28 protein-coding genes are annotated in these 24,579 nt (G+C 57.4%); 17 read left to right on the top strand and 11 right to left on the bottom strand.

Annotated elements, in window-relative coordinates; all coding sequences use genetic code 11:
- The first annotated feature begins 26 nt into the window (after window positions 1-26).
- Window positions 27-1,043 carry a DNA-binding protein gene (locus tag AC3IT6_RS13435; protein ID WP_489356149.1) on the top strand — a complete coding sequence of 339 codons (1,017 nt, stop codon included), beginning with the start codon at window positions 27-29 and terminating at the stop codon, window positions 1,041-1,043.
- Here AC3IT6_RS13435 and gorA read toward each other — a convergent pair.
- Both gorA and galU read right to left on the bottom strand, forming a co-directional pair.
- Window positions 1,040-2,398 (bottom strand): glutathione-disulfide reductase, encoded by a 1,359-nt coding sequence (gene gorA, locus AC3IT6_RS13430; RefSeq protein WP_489356147.1) that lies wholly within the window; start codon window positions 2,396-2,398, stop codon window positions 1,040-1,042. The two genes, AC3IT6_RS13435 and gorA, sit on opposite strands and share 4 nt — an antisense overlap.
- A 130-nt stretch (window positions 2,399-2,528) precedes the next feature.
- Complete coding sequence (galU, locus tag AC3IT6_RS13425; protein ID WP_007975949.1) at window positions 2,529-3,368, bottom strand: UTP--glucose-1-phosphate uridylyltransferase GalU; 840 nt, start codon at window positions 3,366-3,368, stop codon at window positions 2,529-2,531.
- A gap of 290 nt (window positions 3,369-3,658) precedes the next feature.
- On the opposite strand from galU, the gene AC3IT6_RS13420 reads away from it, so the two are divergent.
- A complete protein-coding gene (locus AC3IT6_RS13420; protein ID WP_007985505.1) occupies window positions 3,659-3,847 on the top strand; it encodes a hypothetical protein in 189 nt (62 codons plus the stop codon).
- Between the two features lie 134 nt (window positions 3,848-3,981).
- Window positions 3,982-4,263: a hypothetical protein gene (locus tag AC3IT6_RS13415; RefSeq protein ID WP_489356145.1), complete on the top strand. Its 282-nt coding sequence runs from the start codon at window positions 3,982-3,984 to the stop codon at window positions 4,261-4,263.
- Window positions 4,264-4,274: 11 nt separating this feature from the next.
- Here AC3IT6_RS13415 and AC3IT6_RS13410 read toward each other — a convergent pair whose 3' ends face one another.
- Both AC3IT6_RS13410 and AC3IT6_RS13405 read right to left on the bottom strand, forming a co-directional pair.
- A complete protein-coding gene (locus tag AC3IT6_RS13410; protein WP_008053025.1) occupies window positions 4,275-4,505 on the bottom strand; it encodes a hypothetical protein in 231 nt (76 codons plus the stop codon).
- Between the two features lie 72 nt (window positions 4,506-4,577).
- Window positions 4,578-4,934, bottom strand: a complete 357-nt coding sequence (locus AC3IT6_RS13405; protein WP_489356143.1) for a hypothetical protein — start codon at window positions 4,932-4,934, stop codon at window positions 4,578-4,580.
- A 201-nt stretch (window positions 4,935-5,135) separates the two neighbouring features.
- Between AC3IT6_RS13405 and AC3IT6_RS13400 the strand changes: the two genes are divergently transcribed.
- The 5 genes from AC3IT6_RS13400 (at window position 5,136) to ada (ending at window position 8,287) form a co-directional block, all read left to right on the top strand.
- Window positions 5,136-5,438: a DUF1883 domain-containing protein gene (locus AC3IT6_RS13400; RefSeq protein ID WP_007912251.1), complete on the top strand. Its 303-nt coding sequence runs from the start codon at window positions 5,136-5,138 to the stop codon at window positions 5,436-5,438.
- 37 nt (window positions 5,439-5,475) lie between these two features.
- A complete protein-coding gene (locus AC3IT6_RS13395) occupies window positions 5,476-5,643 on the top strand; it encodes a hypothetical protein (RefSeq protein ID WP_191624874.1) in 168 nt (55 codons plus the stop codon).
- 117 nt (window positions 5,644-5,760) lie between these two features.
- Window positions 5,761-6,465: a 2OG-Fe(II) oxygenase gene (locus AC3IT6_RS13390; protein WP_489356141.1), complete on the top strand. Its 705-nt coding sequence runs from the start codon at window positions 5,761-5,763 to the stop codon at window positions 6,463-6,465.
- On the top strand, window positions 6,455-7,135 hold the full coding sequence (gene alkB, locus AC3IT6_RS13385) for a DNA oxidative demethylase AlkB (protein WP_489356139.1): 681 nt from the start codon (window positions 6,455-6,457) through the stop codon (window positions 7,133-7,135). The genes AC3IT6_RS13390 and alkB overlap by 11 nt, the downstream gene beginning before the upstream one ends.
- A gap of 87 nt (window positions 7,136-7,222) precedes the next feature.
- Window positions 7,223-8,287, top strand: coding sequence for a bifunctional DNA-binding transcriptional regulator/O6-methylguanine-DNA methyltransferase Ada (gene ada / locus AC3IT6_RS13380; RefSeq protein WP_150723682.1), 1,065 nt, complete (start codon window positions 7,223-7,225; stop codon window positions 8,285-8,287).
- Here the strand turns inward: ada and acuI are convergent, their stop codons facing one another.
- Entirely contained in the window at window positions 8,288-9,271 is a 984-nt protein-coding gene (gene acuI, locus AC3IT6_RS13375; protein WP_489356136.1) for an acrylyl-CoA reductase (NADPH), read from the bottom strand. It abuts the gene before it with no gap.
- Between the two features lie 178 nt (window positions 9,272-9,449).
- Between acuI and AC3IT6_RS13370 the strand changes: the two genes are divergently transcribed.
- The 7 genes from AC3IT6_RS13370 to AC3IT6_RS13340 all read left to right on the top strand — a co-directional run bounded on the left by AC3IT6_RS13370 (window position 9,450) and on the right by AC3IT6_RS13340 (window position 16,437).
- Window positions 9,450-11,903, top strand: a complete 2,454-nt coding sequence (locus AC3IT6_RS13370; protein WP_489356134.1) for an autotransporter — start codon at window positions 9,450-9,452, stop codon at window positions 11,901-11,903.
- A 104-nt stretch (window positions 11,904-12,007) separates the two neighbouring features.
- A complete protein-coding gene (locus tag AC3IT6_RS13365; RefSeq protein ID WP_489356132.1) occupies window positions 12,008-13,075 on the top strand; it encodes an NAD(P)H-dependent flavin oxidoreductase in 1,068 nt (355 codons plus the stop codon).
- A 122-nt stretch (window positions 13,076-13,197) separates the two neighbouring features.
- Window positions 13,198-13,965 carry a molybdate ABC transporter substrate-binding protein gene (gene modA / locus AC3IT6_RS13360; RefSeq protein WP_489356130.1) on the top strand — a complete coding sequence of 256 codons (768 nt, stop codon included), beginning with the start codon at window positions 13,198-13,200 and terminating at the stop codon, window positions 13,963-13,965.
- The gene (modB, locus tag AC3IT6_RS13355) at window positions 13,966-14,646 is read left to right on the top strand and encodes a molybdate ABC transporter permease subunit (RefSeq protein WP_489356128.1); all 681 of its coding nucleotides are present in this window, start codon (window positions 13,966-13,968) and stop codon (window positions 14,644-14,646) included. It begins immediately after the preceding gene.
- Between the two features lie 3 nt (window positions 14,647-14,649).
- A complete protein-coding gene (gene modC, locus AC3IT6_RS13350) occupies window positions 14,650-15,729 on the top strand; it encodes a molybdenum ABC transporter ATP-binding protein (protein WP_489356126.1) in 1,080 nt (359 codons plus the stop codon).
- A 126-nt stretch (window positions 15,730-15,855) separates the two neighbouring features.
- The gene (locus tag AC3IT6_RS13345; RefSeq protein WP_223443953.1) at window positions 15,856-16,077 is read left to right on the top strand and encodes a hypothetical protein; all 222 of its coding nucleotides are present in this window, start codon (window positions 15,856-15,858) and stop codon (window positions 16,075-16,077) included.
- Between the two features lie 129 nt (window positions 16,078-16,206).
- Window positions 16,207-16,437 carry a hypothetical protein gene (locus AC3IT6_RS13340; RefSeq protein WP_057714650.1) on the top strand — a complete coding sequence of 77 codons (231 nt, stop codon included), beginning with the start codon at window positions 16,207-16,209 and terminating at the stop codon, window positions 16,435-16,437.
- A gap of 202 nt (window positions 16,438-16,639) precedes the next feature.
- On the opposite strand, the gene AC3IT6_RS13335 is transcribed toward AC3IT6_RS13340, so the two are convergent.
- Entirely contained in the window at window positions 16,640-17,302 is a 663-nt protein-coding gene (locus tag AC3IT6_RS13335; RefSeq protein WP_489356124.1) for a TetR/AcrR family transcriptional regulator, read from the bottom strand.
- A gap of 178 nt (window positions 17,303-17,480) precedes the next feature.
- Here AC3IT6_RS13335 and AC3IT6_RS13330 point away from each other — a divergent pair, with 178 nt between their 5' ends.
- On the top strand, window positions 17,481-18,323 hold the full coding sequence (locus AC3IT6_RS13330) for an NAD(P)H-binding protein (protein WP_489356122.1): 843 nt from the start codon (window positions 17,481-17,483) through the stop codon (window positions 18,321-18,323).
- 92 nt (window positions 18,324-18,415) lie between these two features.
- A complete protein-coding gene (locus tag AC3IT6_RS13325) occupies window positions 18,416-18,610 on the top strand; it encodes a hypothetical protein (protein ID WP_489356120.1) in 195 nt (64 codons plus the stop codon).
- Between the two features lie 236 nt (window positions 18,611-18,846).
- Here AC3IT6_RS13325 and AC3IT6_RS13320 read toward each other — a convergent pair whose 3' ends face one another.
- From AC3IT6_RS13320 to AC3IT6_RS13300, 5 genes are all read right to left on the bottom strand, one after another.
- Window positions 18,847-19,359 carry an Lrp/AsnC family transcriptional regulator gene (locus tag AC3IT6_RS13320; RefSeq protein ID WP_489356118.1) on the bottom strand — a complete coding sequence of 171 codons (513 nt, stop codon included), beginning with the start codon at window positions 19,357-19,359 and terminating at the stop codon, window positions 18,847-18,849.
- Between the two features lie 148 nt (window positions 19,360-19,507).
- Window positions 19,508-19,639: an E3 binding domain-containing protein gene (locus tag AC3IT6_RS13315; protein WP_489356116.1), complete on the bottom strand. Its 132-nt coding sequence runs from the start codon at window positions 19,637-19,639 to the stop codon at window positions 19,508-19,510.
- A 96-nt stretch (window positions 19,640-19,735) separates the two neighbouring features.
- Window positions 19,736-22,444 (bottom strand): alpha-ketoglutarate dehydrogenase, encoded by a 2,709-nt coding sequence (gene mdeB, locus AC3IT6_RS13310; protein ID WP_489356114.1) that lies wholly within the window; start codon window positions 22,442-22,444, stop codon window positions 19,736-19,738.
- Window positions 22,445-22,537: 93 nt separating this feature from the next.
- Entirely contained in the window at window positions 22,538-23,458 is a 921-nt protein-coding gene (locus AC3IT6_RS13305) for a branched-chain amino acid transaminase (RefSeq protein WP_489356112.1), read from the bottom strand.
- 61 nt (window positions 23,459-23,519) lie between these two features.
- Entirely contained in the window at window positions 23,520-24,416 is an 897-nt protein-coding gene (locus tag AC3IT6_RS13300) for an HpcH/HpaI aldolase family protein (RefSeq protein WP_489356110.1), read from the bottom strand.
- Window positions 24,417-24,579: the final 163 nt, after the last annotated feature.

Raw genomic sequence — 24,579 nt, 5'->3', positions numbered from 1 at the left:
CACATCATCAAAACCCGGGAGATCTCATGGCACGCGGCGGTGTAAATAAAGCGGTGGTTCAAGCCGCTCGGTTGGCGATCCTCGCCCGCGGCGAAAACCCCAGCATCGATGCCGTACGCATCGAGATGGGCAATACCGGCTCGAAAACCACGATCCATCGCTACCTCAAGGAGCTGGATAACAGGGTCGAACCTGTCGAGGCACCGGCGGAACCGATTGACGACGAACTGATGGCGCTGGTGGCGCGACTCGCACAACGACTCAAGGAGCAGGCGCAGGAACCCATCGACCAGGCGCGCGCGCAGTACGAAGAACAACGCAAGGCGCTGGATAACCAGCTCGGCAAAGCGCAAGAGGCCAACAGCGAACTGCACCAGCAATACGAATTTCAAAGCCTGGCGCTGACCCAGGAATCCGAGGCCCTGCAAGAAACCCGCGCCATTCTGCAAACGGAGCAAACCCGCAACGCCGGGCTGAACCAGGCGCTGGCCGATTTCGAACTGCGCTTGAAAGACAAGGACGAGCAGATCCGCTCCCTTGAGGAAAAACACCTGCACACTCGCGACGCGCTGGAGCACTACCGCAATGCGGTCAAGGAACAGCGCGAACAGGAAATGAGTCGCCATGAAGGCCAGGTGCAACAACTACAGATGGAACTGCGCCAGGCACAACAAAGCGCACTGGTACGCCAGGATGAAATCACCCAGTTGCACCGTGACAATGAACGCTTGCTGACTGAAAACCGCGGCACGCTGCGCGAGCTGAGCCTGCTGCAAGAACAGCTCAAGCAAAGCAATACCCGCCAGGATCAGTTGTTGGAACAGACCACTCGCGTCGACGGCGAGCGCACCCTCCTCCAGGAACGCCTGCGCGTCGCCCTGCTGGAAAGCCAGGCACTCAAACAGAACGTCGATGAACAGTCGCAGCTCAGCAGGTCACTGGAAATGGATTTGGCCAAGACCCGGACGGATCTGGAAGAACGCGTACGTCTGGCCGCGACCCTTGCGGCAGCGGCAGCGGCAGACGCAGCGAAGGACGATTAACCGGCGACCGGCGTACGCATGGTGACGAACTCTTCGGCGGCCGTCGGGTGCACGCCGATGGTTTCGTCGAAGTCGCGCTTGGTGGCGCCGGCCTTCAAGGCAATCGCCAGGCCCTGGACGATTTCACCGGCTTCCGGGCCGACCATGTGGCAACCCAGGACCTTCTCGGTCCTGGCGTCTACCACCAGCTTCATCAGCGTACGCTCCTGGCATTCGGTCAGGGTCAGCTTCATCGGCCGGAAGCGGCTTTCGAAGATCTGCACCTCGTGGCCGGCTTCGCGAGCCTCTTCCTCGGTCAAACCGACGGTGCCGATGTTCGGCAGGCTGAACACCGCCGTCGGGATCATCTTGTAATCCACCGGACGATACTGCTCTGGCTTGAACAGGCGCCGTGCCACCGCCATGCCTTCAGCCAGGGCCACCGGAGTCAGCTGAACACGGCCGATCACATCGCCCAGCGCCAGGATCGACGGCTCAGCGGTTTGATACAGCTCGTCGACCTCGACAAAGCCTTTCCTGTCGAGTTTGACCCCAGTGTTTTCCAGCCCGAGATTGTCCAGCATCGGACGACGACCCGTGGCGTAGAACACGCAATCGGTTTCCAGCTGGCGACCATCCTTGAGCGTGACTTTCAGGCTGCCATCGGCCTGTTTGTCGATGCGCTCGATGTCCGCATTGAATTGCAGGTCCATGCCGCGCTTGGTCAACTCTTCCTGCAAATGCTTGCGCACGGAACCGTCGAAGCCGCGCAGGAACAATTCGCCGCGATACAGCAGAGTGGTCTTGGCACCCAAGCCGTGGAAGATCCCGGCGAACTCGACCGCAATGTAACCACCGCCCACCACCAACACCCGCTTGGGCAGCTCTTTGAGGAAGAACGCCTGGTTGGAACTGATGGCATGCTCGTGCCCCGGAATCTCCGGAATCTGCGGCCAGCCGCCGGTAGCGATCAGGATATTTCTGGCGGTAAAGTGCTCGCCATTGATCTCGACCCGATGTGGGTCGACGATCTTCGCGTGACCTTCATGCAAGGTCACGCCGCTGTTGACCAGCAGGTTGCGATAAATGCCATTGAGGCGATTGATCTCGCGGTCCTTGTTGGCGATCAAAGTCGCCCAGTCGAACTGAGCCTCATCCAGACCCCAGCCAAAACCGGAAGCCTGCTCGAAGTCTTCGGCGAAGTGCGCACCATAGACCAGCAATTTTTTCGGCACGCAGCCGACGTTCACACAGGTCCCGCCCAGGTAGCGGCTCTCGGCCACGGCCACTTTCGCGCCAAACCCGGCGGCAAACCGCGCAGCCCGCACACCGCCGGAACCGGCACCAATCACATATAGGTCAAAATCGTAGGCCATTTTCAATCTCCTCGGCAGGTGACCAGCATACCTGCAGACATTTGTTGGGCAAGCGCTGCAGTCGATATGGGGCCTGAAAATAAAAAAGCCACCCGAAGGTGGCTTTTCAATACAGTCAGGTCGAAAGCGATCAGTACGCCTTGCCCGTCTTGTAGAAGTTCTCGAAGCAGAAGTTGGTCGCGTCGATGTAGCCTTCAGCGCCACCGCAGTCGAAACGCTTGCCCTTGAACTTGTAGGCAATCACGCAACCATCCTGCGCCTGCTTCATCAGGGCGTCAGTGATCTGGATCTCGCCACCTTTGCCTGGCTCGGTTTGTTCGATCAGGCTGAAGATGTCCGGCGTCATGATGTAACGACCGATGATCGCCAGGTTCGACGGGGCATCTTCCGGCTTTGGCTTCTCGACCATGTTGCGCACGCGGTACAGGTCGTCACCAATCAGGTCGCCGGCAATCACACCGTACTTGCTGGTTTCTTGCGGGTCGACTTCCATGATCGCGACGATGGTGCAGCGATACTGCTTGTACAGCTTGACCATCTGCTTCAGTACGCCGTCACCTTCCAGGTTGACGCACAGGTCATCCGCCAACACCACGGCGAACGGCTCGTCGCCGATCAGTGGACGGCCGGTCAGGATCGCATGACCCAAACCTTTCATTTCAGTCTGGCGAGTGTAGGAGAACGAGCACTCATCCAACAGGCGGCGGATGCCGACCAGGTATTTCTCCTTGTCGGTGCCCTTGATCTGGTTTTCCAGCTCGTAGCTGATGTCGAAGTGGTCTTCCAGGGCGCGCTTGCCGCGACCGGTGACGATGGAGATTTCGTTCAAGCCAGCGTCCAGTGCTTCTTCAACGCCGTACTGGATCAGTGGCTTGTTCACCACCGGCAGCATTTCTTTGGGCATGGCTTTAGTCGCTGGCAGGAAGCGAGTACCGTAACCGGCTGCTGGGAACAAGCATTTCTTGATCATATAAGTCCTTGTAAGGGCTGTGCGTGTACGAGTTTCGGCGCAGTCTAATCAGGCGGCGTGCACCTTACAATGCCCCCGCGCCGGCTAACCGATGCCAACATAGAGAAATAAACTTGCCGATAGTTCCCTGCGGGAGTGCGCAGGTCACTGCGCGAGCCCTTATGCATAGCAGAGACTTGCGCAATTGCACGGCTTGACCGTCCGGAACGAACCACCATACGCCCATCGACACCCGTTGAGTGCGTTTGGCGGTATCATGGCGCGATTGAACCAGACAACGAGGCAAATAGATGTCGGCAGTAAAAAGCGTCAACGGATTCCTGATCAATCAGGAGAAAGACGGTCAATGGTGGGTGGCCAGTGTCGCCGGTGAAAATATCGCCGGACCTTTCCCTTCCGAAGCCTTGGCAATCGAAGTGGCCTCGGTGCTGGAGCTTGAGCACCCGGAACCCAAGCGCCGCGGCAAGGACAAGAGCTGATCGACGCCCGATGCGAAAAGCCCTGCCATTGCGCAGGGCTTTTTTATGAATGCATGCAATAACGTGGCGTTTGGCTATAACCTTTTGCCTGCGACGCTGTCTCAGCCTTAGCCCCCCCTGATGATGATCAAGCCATGAACAAAATTTTGCCTTTGCTAGCGGTATTGGCCCTGAGCGGCTGCGCAACGTCGGAAGAAACCTACCTGGGTAACGGAGAGCAAGGTCTATCGATTGACTGCTCCGGGGAAGCCAATTCCTGGGCTGCGTGCTACGAAAAGGCCGATGCGTCCTGTGCAGGCAGCGGCTACAAGATCGTCGGAACCGATGGCACCCCCTCGCTCAAGGAGAGCGAAAAGACTCTCGGCGCCGACGTCGGCAACTACAAGAGCCGCAACGTCGTAGTGATCTGCAAGTAAGGCGCCGCGCCCTACATATGGATTTCGGCGAATTTGATTCCGAGCCCGCGCACGGTATCGATCAGATCATCAAGGCGGCTGAAAGACTCGACCTCATCGTTATCATCCACCAGGAAATAGCTGCGCCCGGCACTTTTCTTGAAAAACACGATCCATTCCCCCAGCTCCGCCGGATTCTGAATCACATGGGTGGCAGAGATTAAACCCTCTGCATGGCGCTCCCGGACCTGCTCTCGCTTCATGTTCGACTCCAGAAATAACGATGCCGCCAAAGCAGGGCTTTGGCGGCATCGGTGCTGATGGTCGATAGTCTATCAGCCGGAAATGCACTCGTTGGCAGCATTCTGTACGTCCTTTGGCCGCACCGGGACATTGGACATGCTCTCGTGCAGCTTGATGCTGCTGCCGCCAGAGCGTTCCTCAATGTCAAACACCGCAGACGGCCCCGCGGAAAACTTGAGAGGCACGATCACGCGTAAGCCATCCTTGTGCGGCTGGATCTGCAAGGCGCCACGGCTCTCAGCCAGTTTTTCGCTCAGGCATTGTGCGTATTCATGGGGCTTCTTGCCAGAAATCACGTTCATCGTCGGCAAGGACTTGTCGATGTCCGAGACGTTCGCACAACCACTGATCGTCAATGCCATCGGCAACCACCACAAACCCCACTTCATACCAAACCTCCGATAAAGACCCTCGGACAGCGCAATTGCGATTTTTCTCCGAGACAAACTGCTTTATCGCTCATCAAACGTGAAATAAGCGTTTTTAATTGTCAAAGCGGCCGGATAATAAGGCGTTCGGGCTGATAAACTGCGCCAATCGCCCATGCTATCGTTTTGATTTTGTAGAAAAAGCCCTTCTGGAGGCGCCTCATGAAATTTATCCATCAGCGCGAGCACCTCAATGAAGACGACATTGTCGTCATTCAATGCTCCCAAATGTGCAACATCCGCTTGATGAACGACGCCAACTTCCGCAGCTTCAAGAATGGCGGTCGTCACACCTATCACGGCGGTGCATTCGACACGTTTCCGGCCCGCATCACGGCCCCTAGCACCGGCTTCTGGAACATCACGATCGACACCGTCAACCGCCGCGCTATCAGCGTGACGCGCAAACCCACCCTGACGCACTCGATCAAAATCATTCGCCGTTCCAGCACGAAACTGAGCTGATCAGCGAACCCGAAACACAAGACAGGCAGATACAACCGTGGCCCAAACGACCAAGTACGTCATCAAATACAAACTCAACGGTGAGCGCCGCTTCGAGTTTGCCCAGCTTGAAAACGGCACCCCGGAAGAAGCCAAGGCGGCTCTGGATGCCATTCATGGACAGGACGACGTCATCAGCGAAATCAGCGTCAGCAAAGCGCTGTAACACGATCCGGAGCGACAATGGACGTCGGCTCCCACTCGCAGTTCGACCGCAAGCACCGGAGTGCCAGCTTCATCCTTGCCTTGCAGACTGGCCACCTCAACAACAAGAGGCCCGGCAATGAGCGAGCAATATCTGGACAGGCTGGACTGGCCCCGGCTGGAGCAGCAACTTGATCAGGACGGTTACGCCGTCATCCCTTCACTGTTGAGCCACAAGGCTTGCGGGCGAGTCAGCGCCTTGTACCCTCGAACCGAGCTGTTTCGCTCCCACGTGGTGATGGCTCGCCACGGGTTCGGCCGAGGCGAGTACAAGTATTTCAGCTACCCGTTGCCGGAACTTGTGGCCCGCTTGCGCGGCGCGCTCTACCCACGACTGGTGCCCATCGCCAATCGCTGGCATGAACAGATGGGCTTGCCGACCCGCTTTCCTGAAACCCTTCCAGCCTTCCTCGAACGCTGTCATGCCGCTGGTCAGAACCGTCCGACCCCCTTGTTGCTGCAATATGGTCCGCAGGACTACAACTGTTTGCATCAGGATCTATACGGTGAGCACGTTTTCCCGCTGCAAGTGGCGATCCTGCTGTCAGACCCGGATCAAGACTTCACCGGCGGCGAATTTGTCCTGACTGAACAGCGCCCTCGAATGCAGTCACGCCCGATGGTCATCGGCCTGAAGAAAGGTGACGGCCTGATCTTTGCCGTCAACCAGCGGCCGGTCAAAGGGACTCGCGGTTACTACCGAGTGACCCTGCGTCACGGCGTGAGTCGCCTGCACAGCGGCAAACGGCATACCCTTGGAATCATCTTTCACGATGCGTCATGAACCCATGAATCCGCTGACTTTCGATCTGTTTGCAAATGCAGAGCCCGAGCAACAGCCCAGGCGCGAGCAGATTGGCGAACAGTCCTACGTACTCAGAGGCTTCGCCCTGCCCTGGCTGGAACGCTTGCTGCCTGCCCTGGAGGCGGTGCTGGTGGCCGCGCCGTTTCGGCAGATGGTCACACCCGGCGGTTTCACCATGTCGGTCGCCCTGAGCAGTTGTGGCGAATTCGGCTGGACCACGGACCGCAGTGGTTATCGGTACACCCGCGACGATCCACAGACCGGTCAGCCCTGGCCAATGATGCCCGAGGTGTTTTTCCAACTGGCACAAGCAGCGGCGCAGGCAGCGGGTTTCGCCGATTTTGCACCCGATTCCTGCCTGATCAACCGCTACATCCCCGGGGCAAAAATGTCATTGCATCAGGATAAGGACGAACATTCCTACGACGCCCCCATCGTTTCGGTATCCCTGGGGTTGCCGGCGATGTTCCTGTTCGGCGGCTTTGCACGTAGCGACAAAAATCAGCGCGTTCCCCTGTTCCATGGTGACATCGTGGTCTGGGGTGGCGTGGATCGCCTGCGTTATCACGGCGTGTTGCCGATCAAGGACGGCCATCATCCGAAGCTGGGCGAGCAACGCATCAACTTCACCTTCCGTACCGCCGGATAAAGACTTCGAGTTTGACCGCAAGCACCGGAGTGTGTGGGAATTGCCCCATGGTTAATGTGCAGGCAACCCCTCAACGGACGCGACGCCATGACAACCCAATCGACCAAGATCACCATCGAAAACGATCCGCGCTGGGCCGCCGTGGTCGCGCGCGATCCCAAGGCTGACGGGCAGTTTGTCTATGCCGTGAAGACCACTGGCATTTACTGTAATCCCAGCAGCCTCGCGCGCTTGCCCAAACCCCACAATGTCGAATTCTTCGATAGCGCCGAACAGGCCCGGGCCGCGGGTTATCGTCCGAGCAAACGCGCGACAAAGGATCAGAGCGAACTCGCCGCGCAACATGCCGCCACCGTGGCCGCCGCGTGCCGCCAGATCGAAACCGCCGAAACGCTACCCGCCTTGGGCGAATTGGCCGAGAAAGCGGGCCTGAGCAGCTTCCACTTCCATCGCGTGTTCAAAGCCGTCACCGGCCTGACGCCCAAGGGCTACGCCGATGCTCATCGTTCACGCAAGGTACGCGAGCGACTGGCGGACGGCGGCTCGGTGACCGATGCCCTGTATGACGCCGGCTTCAACTCCAACAGCCGGTTTTATGAAGCGGCAGACCAACTGCTGGGAATGAAACCCGGGGACTACCGCGCCGCCGGTCAAAACAACGACATTCGTTTTGCCGTCGGCCAGTGTTCGCTGGGCGCGATTCTGGTGGCGCAGAGTGAGCGCGGGGTCTGCGCGATCTTGCTGGGCGATGATCCGCATCAACTGGTCTGTGATCTGCAAGACAAATTCCGCCGCGCCAACCTGATAGGTGCCGATCATGAATTCGAGCAATTGATTGCCAGGGTCGTCGGCTTTATCGAGGCGCCGGCCATTGGCCTTGATTTGCCTCTGGACGTACGCGGAACGGCGTTTCAGGAGCGTGTCTGGCAAGCGCTGCGGGAGATTCCCGTTGGCAGTACTGCCAGCTACGCCGATGTCGCCCAGCGTATCGGCCAACCAAAAGCCGTTCGCGCCGTGGCCCAGGCCTGCGGTGCGAACAGCCTGGCGGTGGCGATCCCTTGCCATCGCGTGGTGCGCAGCGATGGCAATCTGTCGGGCTATCGCTGGGGTGTCGAGCGCAAACGGCAGTTGCTGGAACGCGAGTCGCAGTGATCAGCGATTCACATCCACCACCACGCGCCCGCGCAACTGCCCGGCCAGCAAGCGCGGCGCGGCTTCGATGGCTTCGCTCAAGCCGATTTCGTGACTGATCAGCGGCAACAGGTTGAAGTCCAGATCCCGGGCCAGGCGATTCCAGGCCTCCACGCGTTTGGCTTTGGGCTGAGTCACGCTGTTGATGCCGGCCAGGGTCACGCCGCGCAAGATGAACGGTGCAACGGATGCTGGAAAGTCCATGCCCTGGGCCAAGCCGCAGGCCGCGACGGTGCCATTGGCCTTGGTGCTGGCGCATGCGTTGGCCAGGGTGTGGCTACCGACCGAGTCGATGACGGCCGCCCAGCGCTCCTTGGCCAACGGCTTGCCCGGTTCGGACAAGGTGGCGCGATCGATGATTTCGCCGGCGCCCAGTTGTTTCAGGTAGTCGTGCTCCGAGGTGCGTCCGGTGGACGCGACCACCCGGTAGCCGAGCCTGCTCAGCAAGGCGATGGCGAAACTGCCGACGCCACCATTGGCGCCGGTCACCAGAATGTCGCCCTGCCCGGGCGTCACGCCGTTGTGCTCCAGCGCCAGGATGCACAGCATCGCCGTGTAGCCTGCCGTACCGATGGCCATTGCCTGGGCTGCGCTAAACGCCTTGGGCAGCGGAATCAGCCAGTCACCGTTCAGGCGCGCCTTCTGCGCCAATCCCCCCCAATGCCCTTCACCCACACCCCAGCCATTGAGCAAGACCTGGTCACCGACCTTGTAGTCCGGATGGCCGCTGACTTCGACGACACCGGCCAGATCAATGCCTGGCACCATCGGGAATTTGCGCACCACCGGACTGCTGCCGGTGATCGCCAGACCATCCTTGAAATTCAGCGTGCTGTAGGCAACACGCACCGTGACATCGCCCTCGGGTAACTGATCGTCCTGGATCTCTTGCAGTGTGGCCCGGTAACCGCTGTCGTCTTTGTCGATCAAAATGCCTTTGAACATTACGGCCTCTCAATGGAATCGGTCTGGTGGTAGTGCAATTGAAATAGCACATGGCAACGGATTGCCGCACCCGACTTTAAGCCAATCAGGCAAACCGTCGGGCGTTTTCATTGACGGCGGCTATGCTTTTCGCAACCTTGAAATGCCGCAACAAACTGTCTTGTCGATGGAGCTGACAATGCCTCAACTGCGTTTATTCAGCGTTTTGCTGATGCTCTGCCTGGTTCCGCTCAGCGGCGCTCAGGCAGCACCGGAGCAACCCGCCCAACCTCCCGCGAATCAGGCGACCGCCTCCCCCAGTTGGCCACAGGTGCTGGCTGCCGGTGACACCAAATTGACCATCTACCAACCGCAACTGGACAGTTGGGACGGCTACACCCTGAACGCGCGGGCTGCCGTGGAGGCCACGGGCACCGATGGCAAATCCACCTACGGCATCGTGCAGTTCAGCGCCCACACGCTGGTCGACAAGGCCACCCGCTGGGTGGCGCTCGACCAGTACACCATCACCAAGGCCGATTTTCCCGAGAGCGCAACCAAGGCTGACAGCTGGGTCGCGGCGTTGAAGCAAGACGCCGAGAACCGCACGAAAAGCATTTCCCTCGACCAACTCGAAGCCGCGCTCGGCGTCATCGCCGCCGAGCAACAGTCCGGCAGCGAACCGCTGGAAAATACCCCGCCGACCATTATTTCGTCCGAGGTACCCGCGCTGCTGGTGTACATCGATGGTGAACCGGCCTATCGCCCCGTTGATGGCACCTCACTGCAGCGGGTGATCAACACCCGGCCGCTGCTGCTCAAGGATGCGCAGGGCAAACATTACCTGCACGTGTTCGATGGCTGGATGGTGGCGGACAACCTGGGCGGGCAGTATGCGCCACTGCACCCGCCTTCAGCCCAACTGGAGAAAGCCAAGAAAGCTGCGATCCAGGGCCGCCAGGTTGACCTGCTGACGGGCCAGAGCGATCCGAAGGACAAGATACCGACGTTGGCCAAGCCGCCGATTCCGCAAATCCATATCGCCACGGTGCCGACCGAACTGATCGTCACTGACGGCCCGCCGCAATGGCAGCCGATCCAGAACACGAAGCTCCTGTATGTGACCAACACCACCGGGCATATTTTCAAGGAGATCGGTGACCAGGACAGCTACGTGCTGATCTCGGGGCGCTGGTTCCGCGCCGGTGACATGAAAGGCCCCTGGACCTTTGTGGGTGCGGACAAGTTGCCGGCAGACTTCGCCAACATTCCCGATGACAGCCCCAAGGAAAACGTAAAAGCCTCGGTGGCCGGCACGCCGCAAGCCAAGGAAGCGGCCATTGCAGCGACCATTCCGCAGACCTCGGCGATCAAGAAAAGCCAGGTGAAAATGAGCAAGCCGACTTTTGACGGCGAGCCGCAACTCAAGGCCATCAAAGGCACGCCCCTGCAATACGTGGTCAACAGCCCGATGCCGATCATCATGGTCGATGCACAAAGCTGGTACGCGGTGGAGAACGGTGTCTGGTTCGTGGCCACGTCAGTGCAAGGCCCCTGGACGGTCGCCTCTTCGGTGCCGGCGGTGATCTATTCGATTCCGCCCAGTTCACCGATGCACTACGTCACTTACGTGAAAGTCTACGAAGCCAGTGGCGATACGGTCGTCGTCGGTTACACGCCGGGGTATCAAGGTTCGACGCTGGACCCGGACAGCGGTGTCGTGGTGTATGGCACCGGTTATCCCTATACGCCGTGGGTAGGCAGTGTCTGGTACGGCCCGCCGGTGACCTATGGCTTTGGCGTGGCGATTCGCTATACACCCTGGACGGGCTGGACCTTCGGCTTCGGTTTCGGCTGGAGTTGGGGCGGCAGTACGGTCGCCGTGGGTTGGGGCTGGGGTGCCTATCCGTGGTGGGGCAATTACGGCTGGGGTTATGCCTGGGGGCCGCATCTGTACCCTGCGCCCATGCCTTGGGGCGGGGCCGCTTACGGCTATCATGGCGGCGCCGTCGCCTGGGGCCCCGGTGGCTGGGCCGGCACGACCGGCAACATCTACCGCCAGTGGGGCGATCGGGCTTCGGTCAGCCGCTACGGCGGCGGTTACAACGCCTGGACCGGCAATCGCTGGGCCGGCCAGGTCGGCGCCTCCTACAACTCGCGCACTGGCATCGCCGCGGCAGGCCAGCGTGGCGCGGTACATAACGTCTACACCGGCAACTATGCCGCTGGCCGCAGCGGTGTCGCCGTCGGCCCCAACGGCGGGGCCATTGCCGGCCAGCATGTGACGGCTGGCAATGTTCGCACTGGCACCCAGGTCTCCGCCAATCGCGGTGCCGTCTACAACCCCAATACCGGCAACACCACCCAGTACGGTGGTATCCATGATCGCAACGGCGGCATGGCGCATGTCGGCGACAATGTGTACGCCGGCCATGATGGCAACGTTTACAAGAGGACCGATAACGGCTGGCAATCAATGGTCCAGGGCGGTGCAACCCATCTCGATTCGGCCAACACTGCCCAGGTCCAGAATCTCAACCGGGAATACGATGCGCGCTCCTTCGGTAATGATCGCTTCAACAATTTTCACGACTCTTCCGGGTTTATGAATCGCTCCTTCGGGGGTGGGGGTGGCGGCTTCCACCGACGCTGAAATAGCCTCAGCCGCTGAAATGACGACTGGCCTTGCGCCAGTCGTTGCGTTACAAATCCTGTTCTACCGTCCCTGCCCGGATTCAACGTCGGAGAACACAGCACATGAAGCAATGGCCAGATACCCGCATTCTTGACCTGCTAGGGATCGAGCTGCCGATCATTCAGGGGCCGATGGCCGGTGCCACCAACTCGTCCATGGTGATTGCCACCTGCAATGCCGGCGGGCTGGGCTCGATGCCAGCAGCGATGCTCAGCACGGATCAACTGCGCGAAGAACTCAAAACCATCCGCCAACACACCCAGCGCCCGATCAACGTCAACTTCTTCTGTCATCAGCCTCCAGCTCCGGATGAGCAACGCGCACAGGACTGGAAAAACCTGCTGCAACCCTACTACCAGGAACTCGGCGCCGACTTCGATGCGCCGACGCCGGTGTCCAACCGGGCGCCGTTCGATAATGCGGCCTGCGAAGTGGTCGAAGCGTTTCGCCCTGAAGTAGTGAGTTTTCACTTTGGCCTACCGGAAAAATCCCTGCTCGACCGAGTCAAGGCCACCGGTGCGAAAGTGCTGTCCTCGGCCACCACCGTCGCAGAAGCCGTGTGGCTTGAGCAACACGGTTGCGATGCAATCATTGCCATGGGCTACGAGGCCGGAGGCCATCGCGGGATGTTTCTCAGTGATGACCTGAGCAGTCAGGTGGGGACTTTCGCCCTGGTGCCCCAAGTCGTCGATGCGGTGAAAGTGCCGGTGATTGCCGCTGGCGGCATCGCTGACGCACGAGGCGTCGCCGCCGCCTTCATGCTCGGGGCTTCGGCGGTACAGGTAGGTACGGCGTACCTGTTCACCCCAGAGGCCAAGGTCAGTCCGTCCCATCACCAAGCCTTGCGCACCGCCCGGGAAAGCGAGACCGCCGTCACCAACGTGTTCACCGGTCGCCCGGCCCGGGGCATCCTCAATCGGGTGATGCGTGAGCTGGGGCCCATGAGCGCCAAGGCCCCGGCCTTCCCCCTTGCCGGTGGCGCGCTGATGCCGTTGCGGGCCAAAGGTGAAGCGGACTTCAGCAACCTCTGGGCCGGCCAGGCATTTACCCTCGGCGTCGATTTGACCAGCGAGGCACTGACTCGAAAGCTGGCTGATGAAGGATTAGCGAGACTGCTAGGTCGCCCCTGAGCAGCACTTTCGTTAAAATTGTATACAATTTCGCGGCGACAGATTCCGTTCAAAGGCAATTCGCTATATATTTTTGTACATAACGATTAACCTTCTGCAATTGCCTTTAACGGAGCCGTTTCATGACCATTCGTGCCTCACGTTTTGCCCCGACCTGCCTGGCGAGCCTTCTCGCCGTATTCGCCTTCGGTTCAGCCCAGGCGGACGAAGTCCAGGTGGCTGTCGCCGCCAACTTCACCGCGCCCATCCAGGCCATCGCCGCTGATTTCGAAAAGGTCACCGGGCATAAACTGGTCGCATCCTTTGGCGCTACCGGACAGTTCTACACCCAGATCAAAAACGGCGCGCCGTTCGAAGTGTTCCTCTCGGCAGACGACAGCACCCCGAAAAAACTTGAAGCCGAAGGCGACATCGTCAAGGGTTCGCGCTTCACCTACGCGGTCGGTACCCTGGCGCTGTGGTCGGCCAAGGAAGGCTACGTCGATGCCAAGGGCGATGTGCTGAAAAAGAACGAGTACCAGCACCTGTCCATCGCCAACCCGAAAGCCGCGCCTTATGGCCTGGCGGCGACCCAGGTACTGGCCAAGGAGGGTCTGACCGACAAGGTCAAGAACAAGATCGTTGAAGGCCAGAACATCACCCAGGCTTACCAGTTCGTCTCTACTGGCAACGCCGAGCTGGGTTTTGTCGCCCTGTCGCAGGTCTACAAGGACGGCAAGATCACCAGCGGTTCGGCCTGGATCGTTCCCGCCAGCCTGCACGACCCGATCAAACAAGACGCGGTGATTCTCAACAAGGGCAAGGACAACCCGGCCGCCAAGGCACTGGTTGACTACCTCAAGGGGCCGAAAGCGGCCGCTGTCATCAAGTCCTACGGTTACGAAATCTAAATGTCGCTATCGAGTGCCGATTTTTCCGCCATCTGGCTGACCCTGAAACTGGCGTCCCTGACGACCATCATCCTGCTGGTCGTCGGCACTCCGATTGCGTTATGGCTGTCGCGCACTCGCTCCTGGTTGCGCGGCCCGGTCGGGGCGATTGTTGCCCTGCCCCTGGTGCTGCCGCCGACGGTGATTGGTTTTTATCTGTTGCTGGCGCTCGGCCCTCACGGGTTCATTGGCCAGCTCAGCCAATCACTCGGCCTTGGCACCCTCACTTTCAGTTTCGCGGGGCTGGTCATCGGTTCGGTGTTGTATTCGATGCCGTTTGTGGTCCAGCCGCTGCAAAACGCTTTTTCCGCGATTGGTACGCGCCCGCTCGAAGTGGCCGCGACATTACGGGCCAATCCCTGGGACACCTTTTTCAGCGTGACGCTGCCCCTGGCTCGCCCCGGTTTCATTACCGCGGCCATTCTCGGCTTCGCCCACACCGTCGGTGAGTTCGGCGTGGTGCTGATGATCGGCGGCAACATTCCCGAGAAGACCCGCGTGGTCTCGGTGCAGATCTACGATCACGTCGAAGCCATGGAATATGCCCAGGCCCATTGGCTGGCCGGAGCGATGCTGGTGTTCTCGTTTGTCGTCCTGCTGGCGCTGTATTCCAGCCGTAAAACCAAAGCGGGCTGGAGCTGATCGATGATTCAAATGCGTCTGAAACTACGTTATTCAGGCTTCGCCCTGGACGTCGACCTGCAACTGCCGGGCCGTGGCGTCACGGCACTTTACGGCCACTCCGGCTCGGGCAAGACCACTTGCCTGCGCTGCATCGCCGGCCTGGAACACGCCGATCAAGGCTTTATCCAGGTCAACGATGAAGTCTGGCAAGACAGCGACAACAGGGTCTTCGTCGCGCCGCACAAACGCGCGCTCGGCTACGTGTTCCAGGAAGCCAGCCTGTTTCCTCATCTATCGGTGCTGGCCAATCTGGAGTTCGGCCTCAAGCGCATTCCCAAGCCGCAGCGTCGGGTCGACATGGCCCATGCCACCGAGTTGCTGGGCATCGGCCATTTACTGGACCGGCACCCACAACACCTTTCCGGCGGTGAGCGACAGCGCGTCGGCATCGCCCGCGCGCTGCTCACCAGCCCGAAACTGCTGTTGATGGACGAGCCCCTGGCCGCGCTGGATGCCCAACGTAAAGGTGAAATCCTGCCCTACTTGCAACGCCTGCACGACGAACTCGACATCCCGGTGCTGTACGTCAGCCACTCCCAGGATGAGGTTGCGCGGCTGGCCGACCATATCGTATTGCTCAGCAATGGCAGGGCACTGGCCAGCGGCCCGATCGGCCAAACCCTGGCACGCCTCGACTTGCCGCTGGCAATGGGGGATGACGCTGGCGTGGTGATCGAAGGTCGTGTCAGCGCCTATGACGCCGGCTATCAATTGCTCAGCCTGCAACTGCCCGACACCACCCTCGACATTCGTGTGCCTCATACGCCAATGGATGCAGGCCAGGCCCTGCGCTGCAAGGTCCAGGCGCGGGATGTGAGCCTGAGCCTGGACAATGCCGGGCACAGCAGCATTCTCAATCGCCTGCCAGTCACCGTCGTCAGTGAAATGAATGCCGACAACGCCGCCCATGTGCTGATTCGCCTGGACGCCGCAGGCACGCCACTGCTGGCGCGGATCACGCGTTATTCCCGCGATCAACTGAACGTCCATCCTGGTCAACAACTCTGGGCACAAATAAAAGCGGTCGCGGTGCTGGCGTAAATCCGCCGGCACGGCTGCACCGGACAGAGGTCAGCGCTTGAACCGACGAATTAACTTGTCCATTTTTTGCACGATCACCAATGGCTTCTATAGTTGAACTGAACACGAATCAGCTGCGGAGACGCCATGGAAGACATTTTCGTCGTGAAGCGTTGCAACAAGATCATCATCCATGGCCGCCGTGAAGGTGAAATTGACCACCTGCCACCGGATGCTGCGGTCTGGTACCGCATCGCCGATACCCGCACCCAAGGCTTTATCGGCGATGGCTACGATGTTGAAGAGGACGCCCTGCGTGTTTGCCGTCAGTTGAACGCTAAATCACAAGTGACAGCTCGACAAAGTTGACGAGCGTCACCATTTTTTAACGGGTCTATACTGAAATAGTTGAAGGATCAGTAACCCTTTCGGCAGAAAGCTCGCCCCAGGCGGGCTTTTTGCTGCCACACACAGGTTTCTTGAACGGAGGTGTCTCCCATGTCCGAAAAAGAGTCCATCACCACCCTGCTCACCTTGCTCGACTCGCGTCAGGCCCGCCTGGCCGCCGCCTGCAAGGAAATCGCCGACTGGGTCGATCATCAAGGTGGACACCCCACCGCCCTCAGAATTCGTGATCGCCTGAACGACATCGAGAAGGACACGCCGCTGATCCGGCACACGCTGTCGTCTCTCAAACCTGTCGACCGGCCTCTGCCTCGGTTCAGATGATCCGTCACGGATTTGCGGTGCGAGGACAGGCCCGATCCGGGCAGCATGATCGGTGACAGTAACGTCTCCGAACCGTTGGCTGCCTGTTGCATTTCCATACTTTCTTACAACCCGGCCTGGCGTCGGGATTTTTTGTTGCGCAAAACCAATCGAACGTCCCCGCTCACGTGGAGTCAACCGCTCACACGTCACGAAGGAGACGTTACTTGTCGACGCCCTTGCGCGCCGGCTCCATGACCTCGCGCAGGGACATGCGTTTGAACGCCTCGACCAGTGCGCGCCCTTCCTCTGGCGCACAAGTAACCGCCAGGCGCATGGTCGCCTCGCCTAGGTGCCAGATCAAAAACGCGGACTCCTGGACCTGGCGTTCATCGCAGTCGGGATATACGCGAAGCATCGCCTGGGCCAGCAGCGCTCCGGCAACCCGACTCTCCCCCAGTTCCAGCTGCAACAACTGCTTGTCGGCTTGCATGCCGGACCAGATGTCACGCATCACCGGTGTCGCCATCACGATCTCGTAATACTGATCGAGCAGCTGCGAATAGGCGGCCTGCAAACCCCAGGCATCCTCGACGGCCTCCATTGCCTCTGCAATGCAACGGCGGCTTTCAGCGTTGTAGCGCTCGGCCAGCGTGCGGATGACGGAACTCTTGTCGGGAAAATACTGATAAAGGGAACCGATCGAGATCTCGGAGCGCTCGGCGATTTCACTCATCTTGAGTTGATCGCTGCCCTTGTCCGCGATCAATTGAGTGGCCATGGCCAGAATCCGCTCCTGACGCTCGCGGCTGCGCTGCTGCGTGGGATGACGTCGAACCGCTTGCGCAGCAGGCTGTTCGAGGGTTTCAGAGGGCTTTTTGCGCACGAGCGAATTTCCCGATCAATAACGTGACATGTACTCACCTTAGCATCGCCACTCCCTGCGCCCAATAACAGATGCCACACGTCGGGGAATTTGCTTTGACGGCTTGACGGCAAAACATGAGGATCTATCATCTTTTAAACATGAGCATCGCTCACATTAACCAATGGAGATGAACGCGATGAAAACGGCTCAACCAATCACTCTGGTCCTCGGCGCCACCGGCAAAACCGGACGGCGCATCACACAACGACTCGAAGCGGCCGGCCTGCCCGTTCGCCGGGGTTCCCGCGACGCCAATCCACCCTTCGACTGGGAAGATCGATCAACCTGGGACGCGGTGATCGATGGCGTTCAATCGGTCTACATTTCCTTTCAACCTGATCTCGCCGTTCCAGGCGCCCTTGAAAGCATCCAGGCGTTCACCGACCTGGCGGTGAAAAGCGGAGTCCGCAAACTGGTCTTGTTATCCGGGCGTGGCGAAGTTGAAGCGGAACAGGCCGAACGTGTCGTACAGGACAGCGGGATTGACTGGACGATTCTACGGGCCAGTTGGTTTTGCCAGAACTTCAGCGAGGCACACTTTCTTGAACCCATTGTGCAAGGTAAACTCGCACTCCCCGTCGGCCAGGTCGCCGAGCCCTTTGTCGATGCGCAAGACATCGCCGAGTGTGCCGTCGCGGCACTGACCCAACCCGGACACACCGGCCAACTCTATGAATTGACCGGCCCTCGGGCGTTGACCTTTGCTCAAGCCGTGACCGAGATTGCCCGTGCCACCGGTCGCAACATCGAATTCGTGGCCGTACCGCCGGATGCCTATCGACAGGCGATGGAACAGGAACAATTTCCCCCGGCGTTGATCGATCTGGTGTTGTATCTGTTCACGACTGTGCTCGACGGTCGCAACACCCCCGTGGCCGATGGCGTACAGCGGGCACTGGGTCGGCCGGCCCGCGACTTTAGCGACTACGTACAGCGCACTGCCGCTACGGGCATCTGGGGAAATGGAAGTCCGACGTAAAGCAGTGGCGAGAACCCGCTTCGTCGACTAGGGTTTTTGGCGTATCGAACTGCGGCGCCTTTATTGGCAGGAGCCTGATCAAGGAGGTACCCATGTCACCCAATCGTAATGCTGAACAAACCTACCGCCAGTGGTCCAGCCCGATCCTGTTGGAACTCAAGGAGCGAGAACATCAAATGAACCCGTCAGACCGCCAGGCCTTGGAAAACGTACTGCTGGAGAGAAGACTGATCGATACCGGCAACCCGGCCGGCAGCGATCGCCGCAAGGCAGATCCGGCATCCTGAAAAGCATCAGGCAACCACGATCAAGATAGAAATAATGGAGCAGAAACAAACAAGGGCTTGCATCAGTTTTCGTTTGCAAGCCCTTGATTTCAGATGACGCCCCCACAACGGAAACGAGCCGGCATACCCTTTCGAGCGGGAAATTTTAATTCCTGAGGAGAAATCAATCAGACTTTACTCTCCAATAGTTTGGTAAGTAGCATGCACTTCAAACAGGTTAGATACATACCCCCCTACTACCCGACCATCAAATTCACTGGCGCTTTGACTTCCTTTACGACAAAGGAGGTGCAAACGTCTTTGACACCTGAAAAACCATTGATATTGTTTCTGGCAAACTCACTGAATTCAGCCAAATCAGTTGCCAAGACCGTTAACTGGTAATCATAAACACCTGAAATGCAGTGGCAGGCTATAACCTGCTCAAAAGAAGTTATCGATTCCTCGAAAGCCTTCATATGGGTAGTATCCTTTTGATCCAGGGATACCTGTACAAAGGCAGTAATAGCGTACCCAAGCATTTCGGTATTAATACTGGCATGGTAGCCTCGCACCAGACCCATTTCTTCTAGTTTTTTGACCCGTCTCCAACATGGAGATGCGCTCAGTGATACCAGTTCAGCAAGCTCCGCACTCGACAGCCTTGCATCTCGCTGGAGCGCCGCCAATATGCGGCGATCCGTAGCGTCTATCTTAACCTTCGGTATGATCATTTCAAAAACCCCAAAAATACAGAATATACATTCCATATCCCCTCAATAGAGTAAGGGATCTTAGCATAAGTTCTTTTCAAGAAAACCGTAGTATCTTCCCACCGGTTCGCATACTGCGCTGGGCTGGGAGCCCGCTGCCTTGAAACGACCCCACAAGGGACTAGTTCTCGATTAAGCAATAATATCAGTTTAAGCCCGAAGCGCGGCAAAGGTTAAACTCGCAAAAAATCCGAAGTCCTGACGTATAATTAATTTCATTCAGTGGCACCCCAAGCTCCCGGGCTAACTTACGAACTGATGGTGAAGCGAACGGCAAAATTTCATTGAAAACTACTTTCCCAATGTTTGCCTGACAGCGTTAATGGGAATAATGGGCGAACGCCATTTCGATGCCCCCCTTCACAAACTCACATCAACATTCCCAAGGGGCTGTTTCGTCAAATCCAATGTCGTATTTTGCAATTGCACGAGAGCAGACTTCAGCACTAAGTTGCCCTTCGTGCACCAAGCCCCACAGGGCGCTCAGGACTATCTGATGGCGGTCGACTTCAAAAAATTTGCGTAAAGCTGTGCGAGTATCGCTGCGACCAAAACCATCGGTACCCAGAACGACATAGTGATCCTCAACATAGGAACCAATAAGTTGCGCAAGCGCGCGCACGTAATCGGTCGCAGCAATGATTGGAGTCCCCTTCGGCAAACACTCACCCACATGGCTAGTCTTCTGATCGCCTTCAGGATGATGCCGGTTCCAACGCTCTACTCCTCTGGCGTCCCTGGCGAGTTCTGTAAAACTCGTGACACTCCATACCTCGGAATCGACCTGCCAATCTGCGCTCAGGAGTTCTGCTGCAGCCATCACTTCTCGCAAGATGGTTCCTGATCCGAGCAGCCGAACTTTGTTCGATTCCGTTCCACACTTTTGCTCTGAGAAGAGGTACATGCCTTTGATGATGTCTTTCTCAACATCAGTCGGCAGGCTAGGCTGAGCGTAGTTCTCGTTCATAAGGGTGACGTAGTAGAACTCATCAACCTGCTCCTCCAGCATTTGACGCATGCCATGGTCTAGAATTACGGCAAATTCACCAGCGAAAGCAGGGTCATAAGCTCTGCAATTTGGCACCAGAGCAGCCATCAAATGGCTACTGCCATCTTGATGCTGCAGACCTTCCCCGCCCAAAGTTGTACGGCCTGCCGTGGCTCCGAGCAGAAAGCCTCTAGCCCTCTGATCAGCTGCCGCCCAAATGAGATCGCCGACTCGCTGAAAACCGAACATTGAGTAATAGATGTAGAACGGCAGCATGGGCAGACCATGGGTGGCATAGCTGGTTGCCGCTGCCACCCAGGAGCTGATGGCACTCGCTTCGCTGATACCCTCTTCGAGTATTTGACCATCCAGCGCCTCCCGATAGCTCAGAATCGAGCCAATGTCCTCTGGCTCATAATGCTGACCGACGCTGGAATAGATACCGATTTGCTTGAACAGATTCGCCATCCCGAACGTCCGGGCTTCATCTGCCACAATGGGAACCATACGCCGTCCCAAAACAGGATCTTTCAGCAAGCTGCTGAGCATCCTGACAAAAGCCATAGTCGTGGACATTTCCTTGCCTTGCGCTTTAGTGGCAAAGCTTGCATACACATCCAATCCGGGTACCGCGACCACCGGAACATTCGTTTGCCGGCTTGGCGTAAAGCCCCCAAGGCTTTGCCGACGCTCAAGGAGATAGCGAATTTCACGACTATCATCGGCAGGTTTGTAGAACGAGAGAGTCTCAACCTGCTCATCAGTCAAAGGAAGATTGAATCGATTTCTAAAGCCGATAAGCGTTTCGCGATCAAGCTTCTTTTGCTGATGAGTCGTCATTTTCCCTTGGCCGGCTTCGCCCATCCCATAACCTTTTTTGGTCTGGGCAAGAACCACAGTAGGCTGGCCCTTATGAACAGAAGCAGCGTGGTAGGCGGCATAGATCTTCACCATATCGTGGCCGCCACGTTTCAACCGATCGATTTGTTCGTCTGTGAAACCTTGGGCAAGCTTTGCCAATGCTTCGTTTTGACCAAAGAAATGATCCCTGCTGTAACGTCCGTCTTTCGCCGCAAAAGTCTGGAACTGCCCATCAACGGTTTCCGAAAGGGCCCGCACCAGGCTTCCGTCAGTGTCACGGGCGAAAAGCCCGTCCCAATCAGACCCCCAAACCAGTTTTATGACGTTCCAGCCAGCCCCGACAAACAATGCTTCCAGCTCGTCGATGATTCGCCCATTGCCTCGTACCGGCCCATCTAACCGCTGAAGATTGCAATTGACTACCCAGATCAGGTTATCCAGCCCCTCCCTTGCAGCCAAAGTAAGAGCTGACATACTTTCCGGCTCATCCATCTCACCGTCACCGAAAACGCCCCACACTTTTCGTTCAGATGTGTTTAACAAGCCACGGTTGTGAAGATACCGCATGAAACGGGCCTGGAAGATCGAACTAATCGGGCCGATGCCCATCGATCCTGTCGGAAATTGCCAAAAACCCGGCATCAACCAAGGGTGTGGATAGCTGGACAAGCCCTGTACCCCTTGGCTAGACGCGGTGATCTCTTGCCGGTAATGCTGAAGGTTCTCTTCTCCCAGCCGCCCCTCAAGAAAGGCTCGCGCGTAAACGCCTGGTGCCGAATGAGGCTGATAGAAGACCAGGTCGCCACCAAAAGAGTCGCTCCTCGCTCTGAAGAAATGGTTAAAACCAACCTCGAACAAATCAGCCGCACTCGCGTAGCTGGCGATATGACCACCCAAGTCCCCATATGCCTGGTTAGCACGTACGACCATGGCTAGAGCATTCCAGCGAATTATCGATGACAGGCGTTCCTCGATTGCCAAATCGCCTGGGAATGCAGGCTGCTTTGTCACGGGGATGGTGTTGATGTAGGGCGTAACCAGCGTAGGTTTCCAGCCAATGGCGGGATCACGGACAAGACTGACCAGCTCATCGATGATTTCGCGAGCCCTCTCAGGGCCGCTATTTTCAATCAAGGAAAGTAGTGCATCACGCCACTCTGCAGACTCCTGCGTGTCGTTTTCGCTGGTGGAAAACTCCAAACTTTCAGGAGTACCGTGCTGGGAACTATTCATGGTTATCTCACCTCACATCAAGAAGTCTAGCCACCATTAGGAATAGTTGGCTGTGGCTCCAGCAATAGCCGCGACATCCTGGTCACCCGACCATCAAACATGGGTCAACCAATGAGCGTACTTTTCATTAGTTCCATGTACTGCGCAGAAGTAGACCTCTTGAAGCTGCTGAGTGACAGGGCCTCGCGAGCCCGTGCCGATTGTCCGACCATCGAGCTCACGAATAGGTGTTACTTCAGCAGCGGTACCTGTAAAGAACGCCTCATCGCAGCAATACAGTTCGTCGCGAGTGATCCGTTTCTCCCGAATTTCGAAGCCCAAATCCCGAGCAATTAGCATAACCGAGTCACGGGTTATGCCATCAAGGCAAGACGCCAGATCGGGAGTGTAAATAACCCCGTCTCGAACCATGAAAATATTCTCGCCAGCACCCTCACTTACATAACCCTCGGTATCTAGCAATAGCGCCTCGTCAAACCCGAGCGAAGTAACCTCTCGGTTAGCCAGGATCGAGTTGATGTAATAGCCACAAGCTTTTGCACGCACCATGGAAACGTTGACGTGGTGGCGGGTGAAAGACGATGTTTTTACTCGAATGCCTTTTTCCATGCCCTCCTCCCCCAAGTAAGATCCCATGGGCCATGCAGCGGTGGCGACATGAACTGTGTTGTTTTTTGCTGCGATACTCAGAAAGTCTGAACCGATCCAAACCAAAGGACGTAGATAGCATGCGTCGTACTTGTTTGCTCGAATGACTTCTTCGCACGAGCTACGAATAGTTTCTTCGCCGAACGGAACCTCCAACTGAAAAATTTTAGCCGAGTTAAAAAGACGACGAATATGCTCTTTCAGACGAAAGATTGCAGGGCCACGCGCAGTTTCGTATGCGCGCATGCCCTCAAACACGCCCATGCCATAATGAAGTGTATGGGTCAAAATGTGAGTTTTGGCCTCACGCCATTCAACTAATTCGCCATCTTTCCAGATTTTCCCATCACGATCTGACATCGACATTTCAACCCCCGATACAAACAATGAAAACGACTAATACGCATCGATAGCACTCGATATTCAATCAGGTATTATTTTTTAAGTTGAGAGCATCCAGGGCGTCTGTCGCCCCCTTGGTCAACCAACCTGTATCAGAGTGAAGTGCGATAAAGGTCACGCCCTTTTCCCTGTACTGGCGGGCTTCTTCCACCGAAGTCGCAAAGATTCCTACTGCCTTGGAATGCTTGCGGGCAGCTGTCAAGACGCTCTCTACCGCAGCCTTGACATCATCGTGCCCGGTCTGCCCCAGTAACCCCATGCTTGCAGACAAATCAGCCGTACCAATGAACAGGCAGTCAACGCCCTCGACTTGAGCTATAGAGTCGACGTTCTCTAGCCCTTCCACTGACTCGATCAGGACAATGGCACAAGCCTGGTTGTTTGCGTCTTTGACATAGTTACTGTCCAGCCCATACGCCCCCGCTCTGACCATTCCAGCGACGCCTCTGACACCACTTTGATCTGGTAGTGGGAATAACATCGATGCCACCGCGGCTTGCGCGTCAGCCGCACCGTTAATGTTCGGGAAGACAATAGTCTGTGCCCCACAATCCATGGCGCGCTTGACCAAAGAAGGATCATTGGCGGTTACTCGCACAGCACCTACGGCTCTTGCCCCATTAAAAGCCGCCGCATCAATGGCTCTAAGTTGAGCAGCAATATCCTGGGTATCATTAGGGCCGTGCTCGGCATCGATGACCAACCAATCAAAACCGCAATGAGCAATCAATTCAGCGACCGCAGGGCTCGCGAGCGTCAGCCAGCAACCGAGGGTTGGTTTAGCGCTTTTCAAACTGTGCTTGATTGGATTTACAAAGCCCATGGCAGATCTCCTGGCATCGTGATGCGGCTGTAATCGATGGCTCATGTTAGGCAAATACCAGGGGTATTTTTTGCGCATTTTCATTAACAGAAACGACATGCGACAGAACATTCATTCCACTTTTTTGGTATCCGCGAAATCGTCATGCTGATGTCGGTGAATTTCAGTGGAATGCCGCCGAAACGAAACTCACGCCAAAACTCACATAGACGTTTTCAGTTCACCGACATGCCAAAACCATTGAGTACATCTGGGTTGTTTG

The sequence above is a fragment of the Pseudomonas sp. KH_017 genome (genome assembly GCF_057840285.1).
Note: the sequence above shows the minus strand (reverse complement) of the source record. Positions and strands in the feature narration are given on the sequence as shown.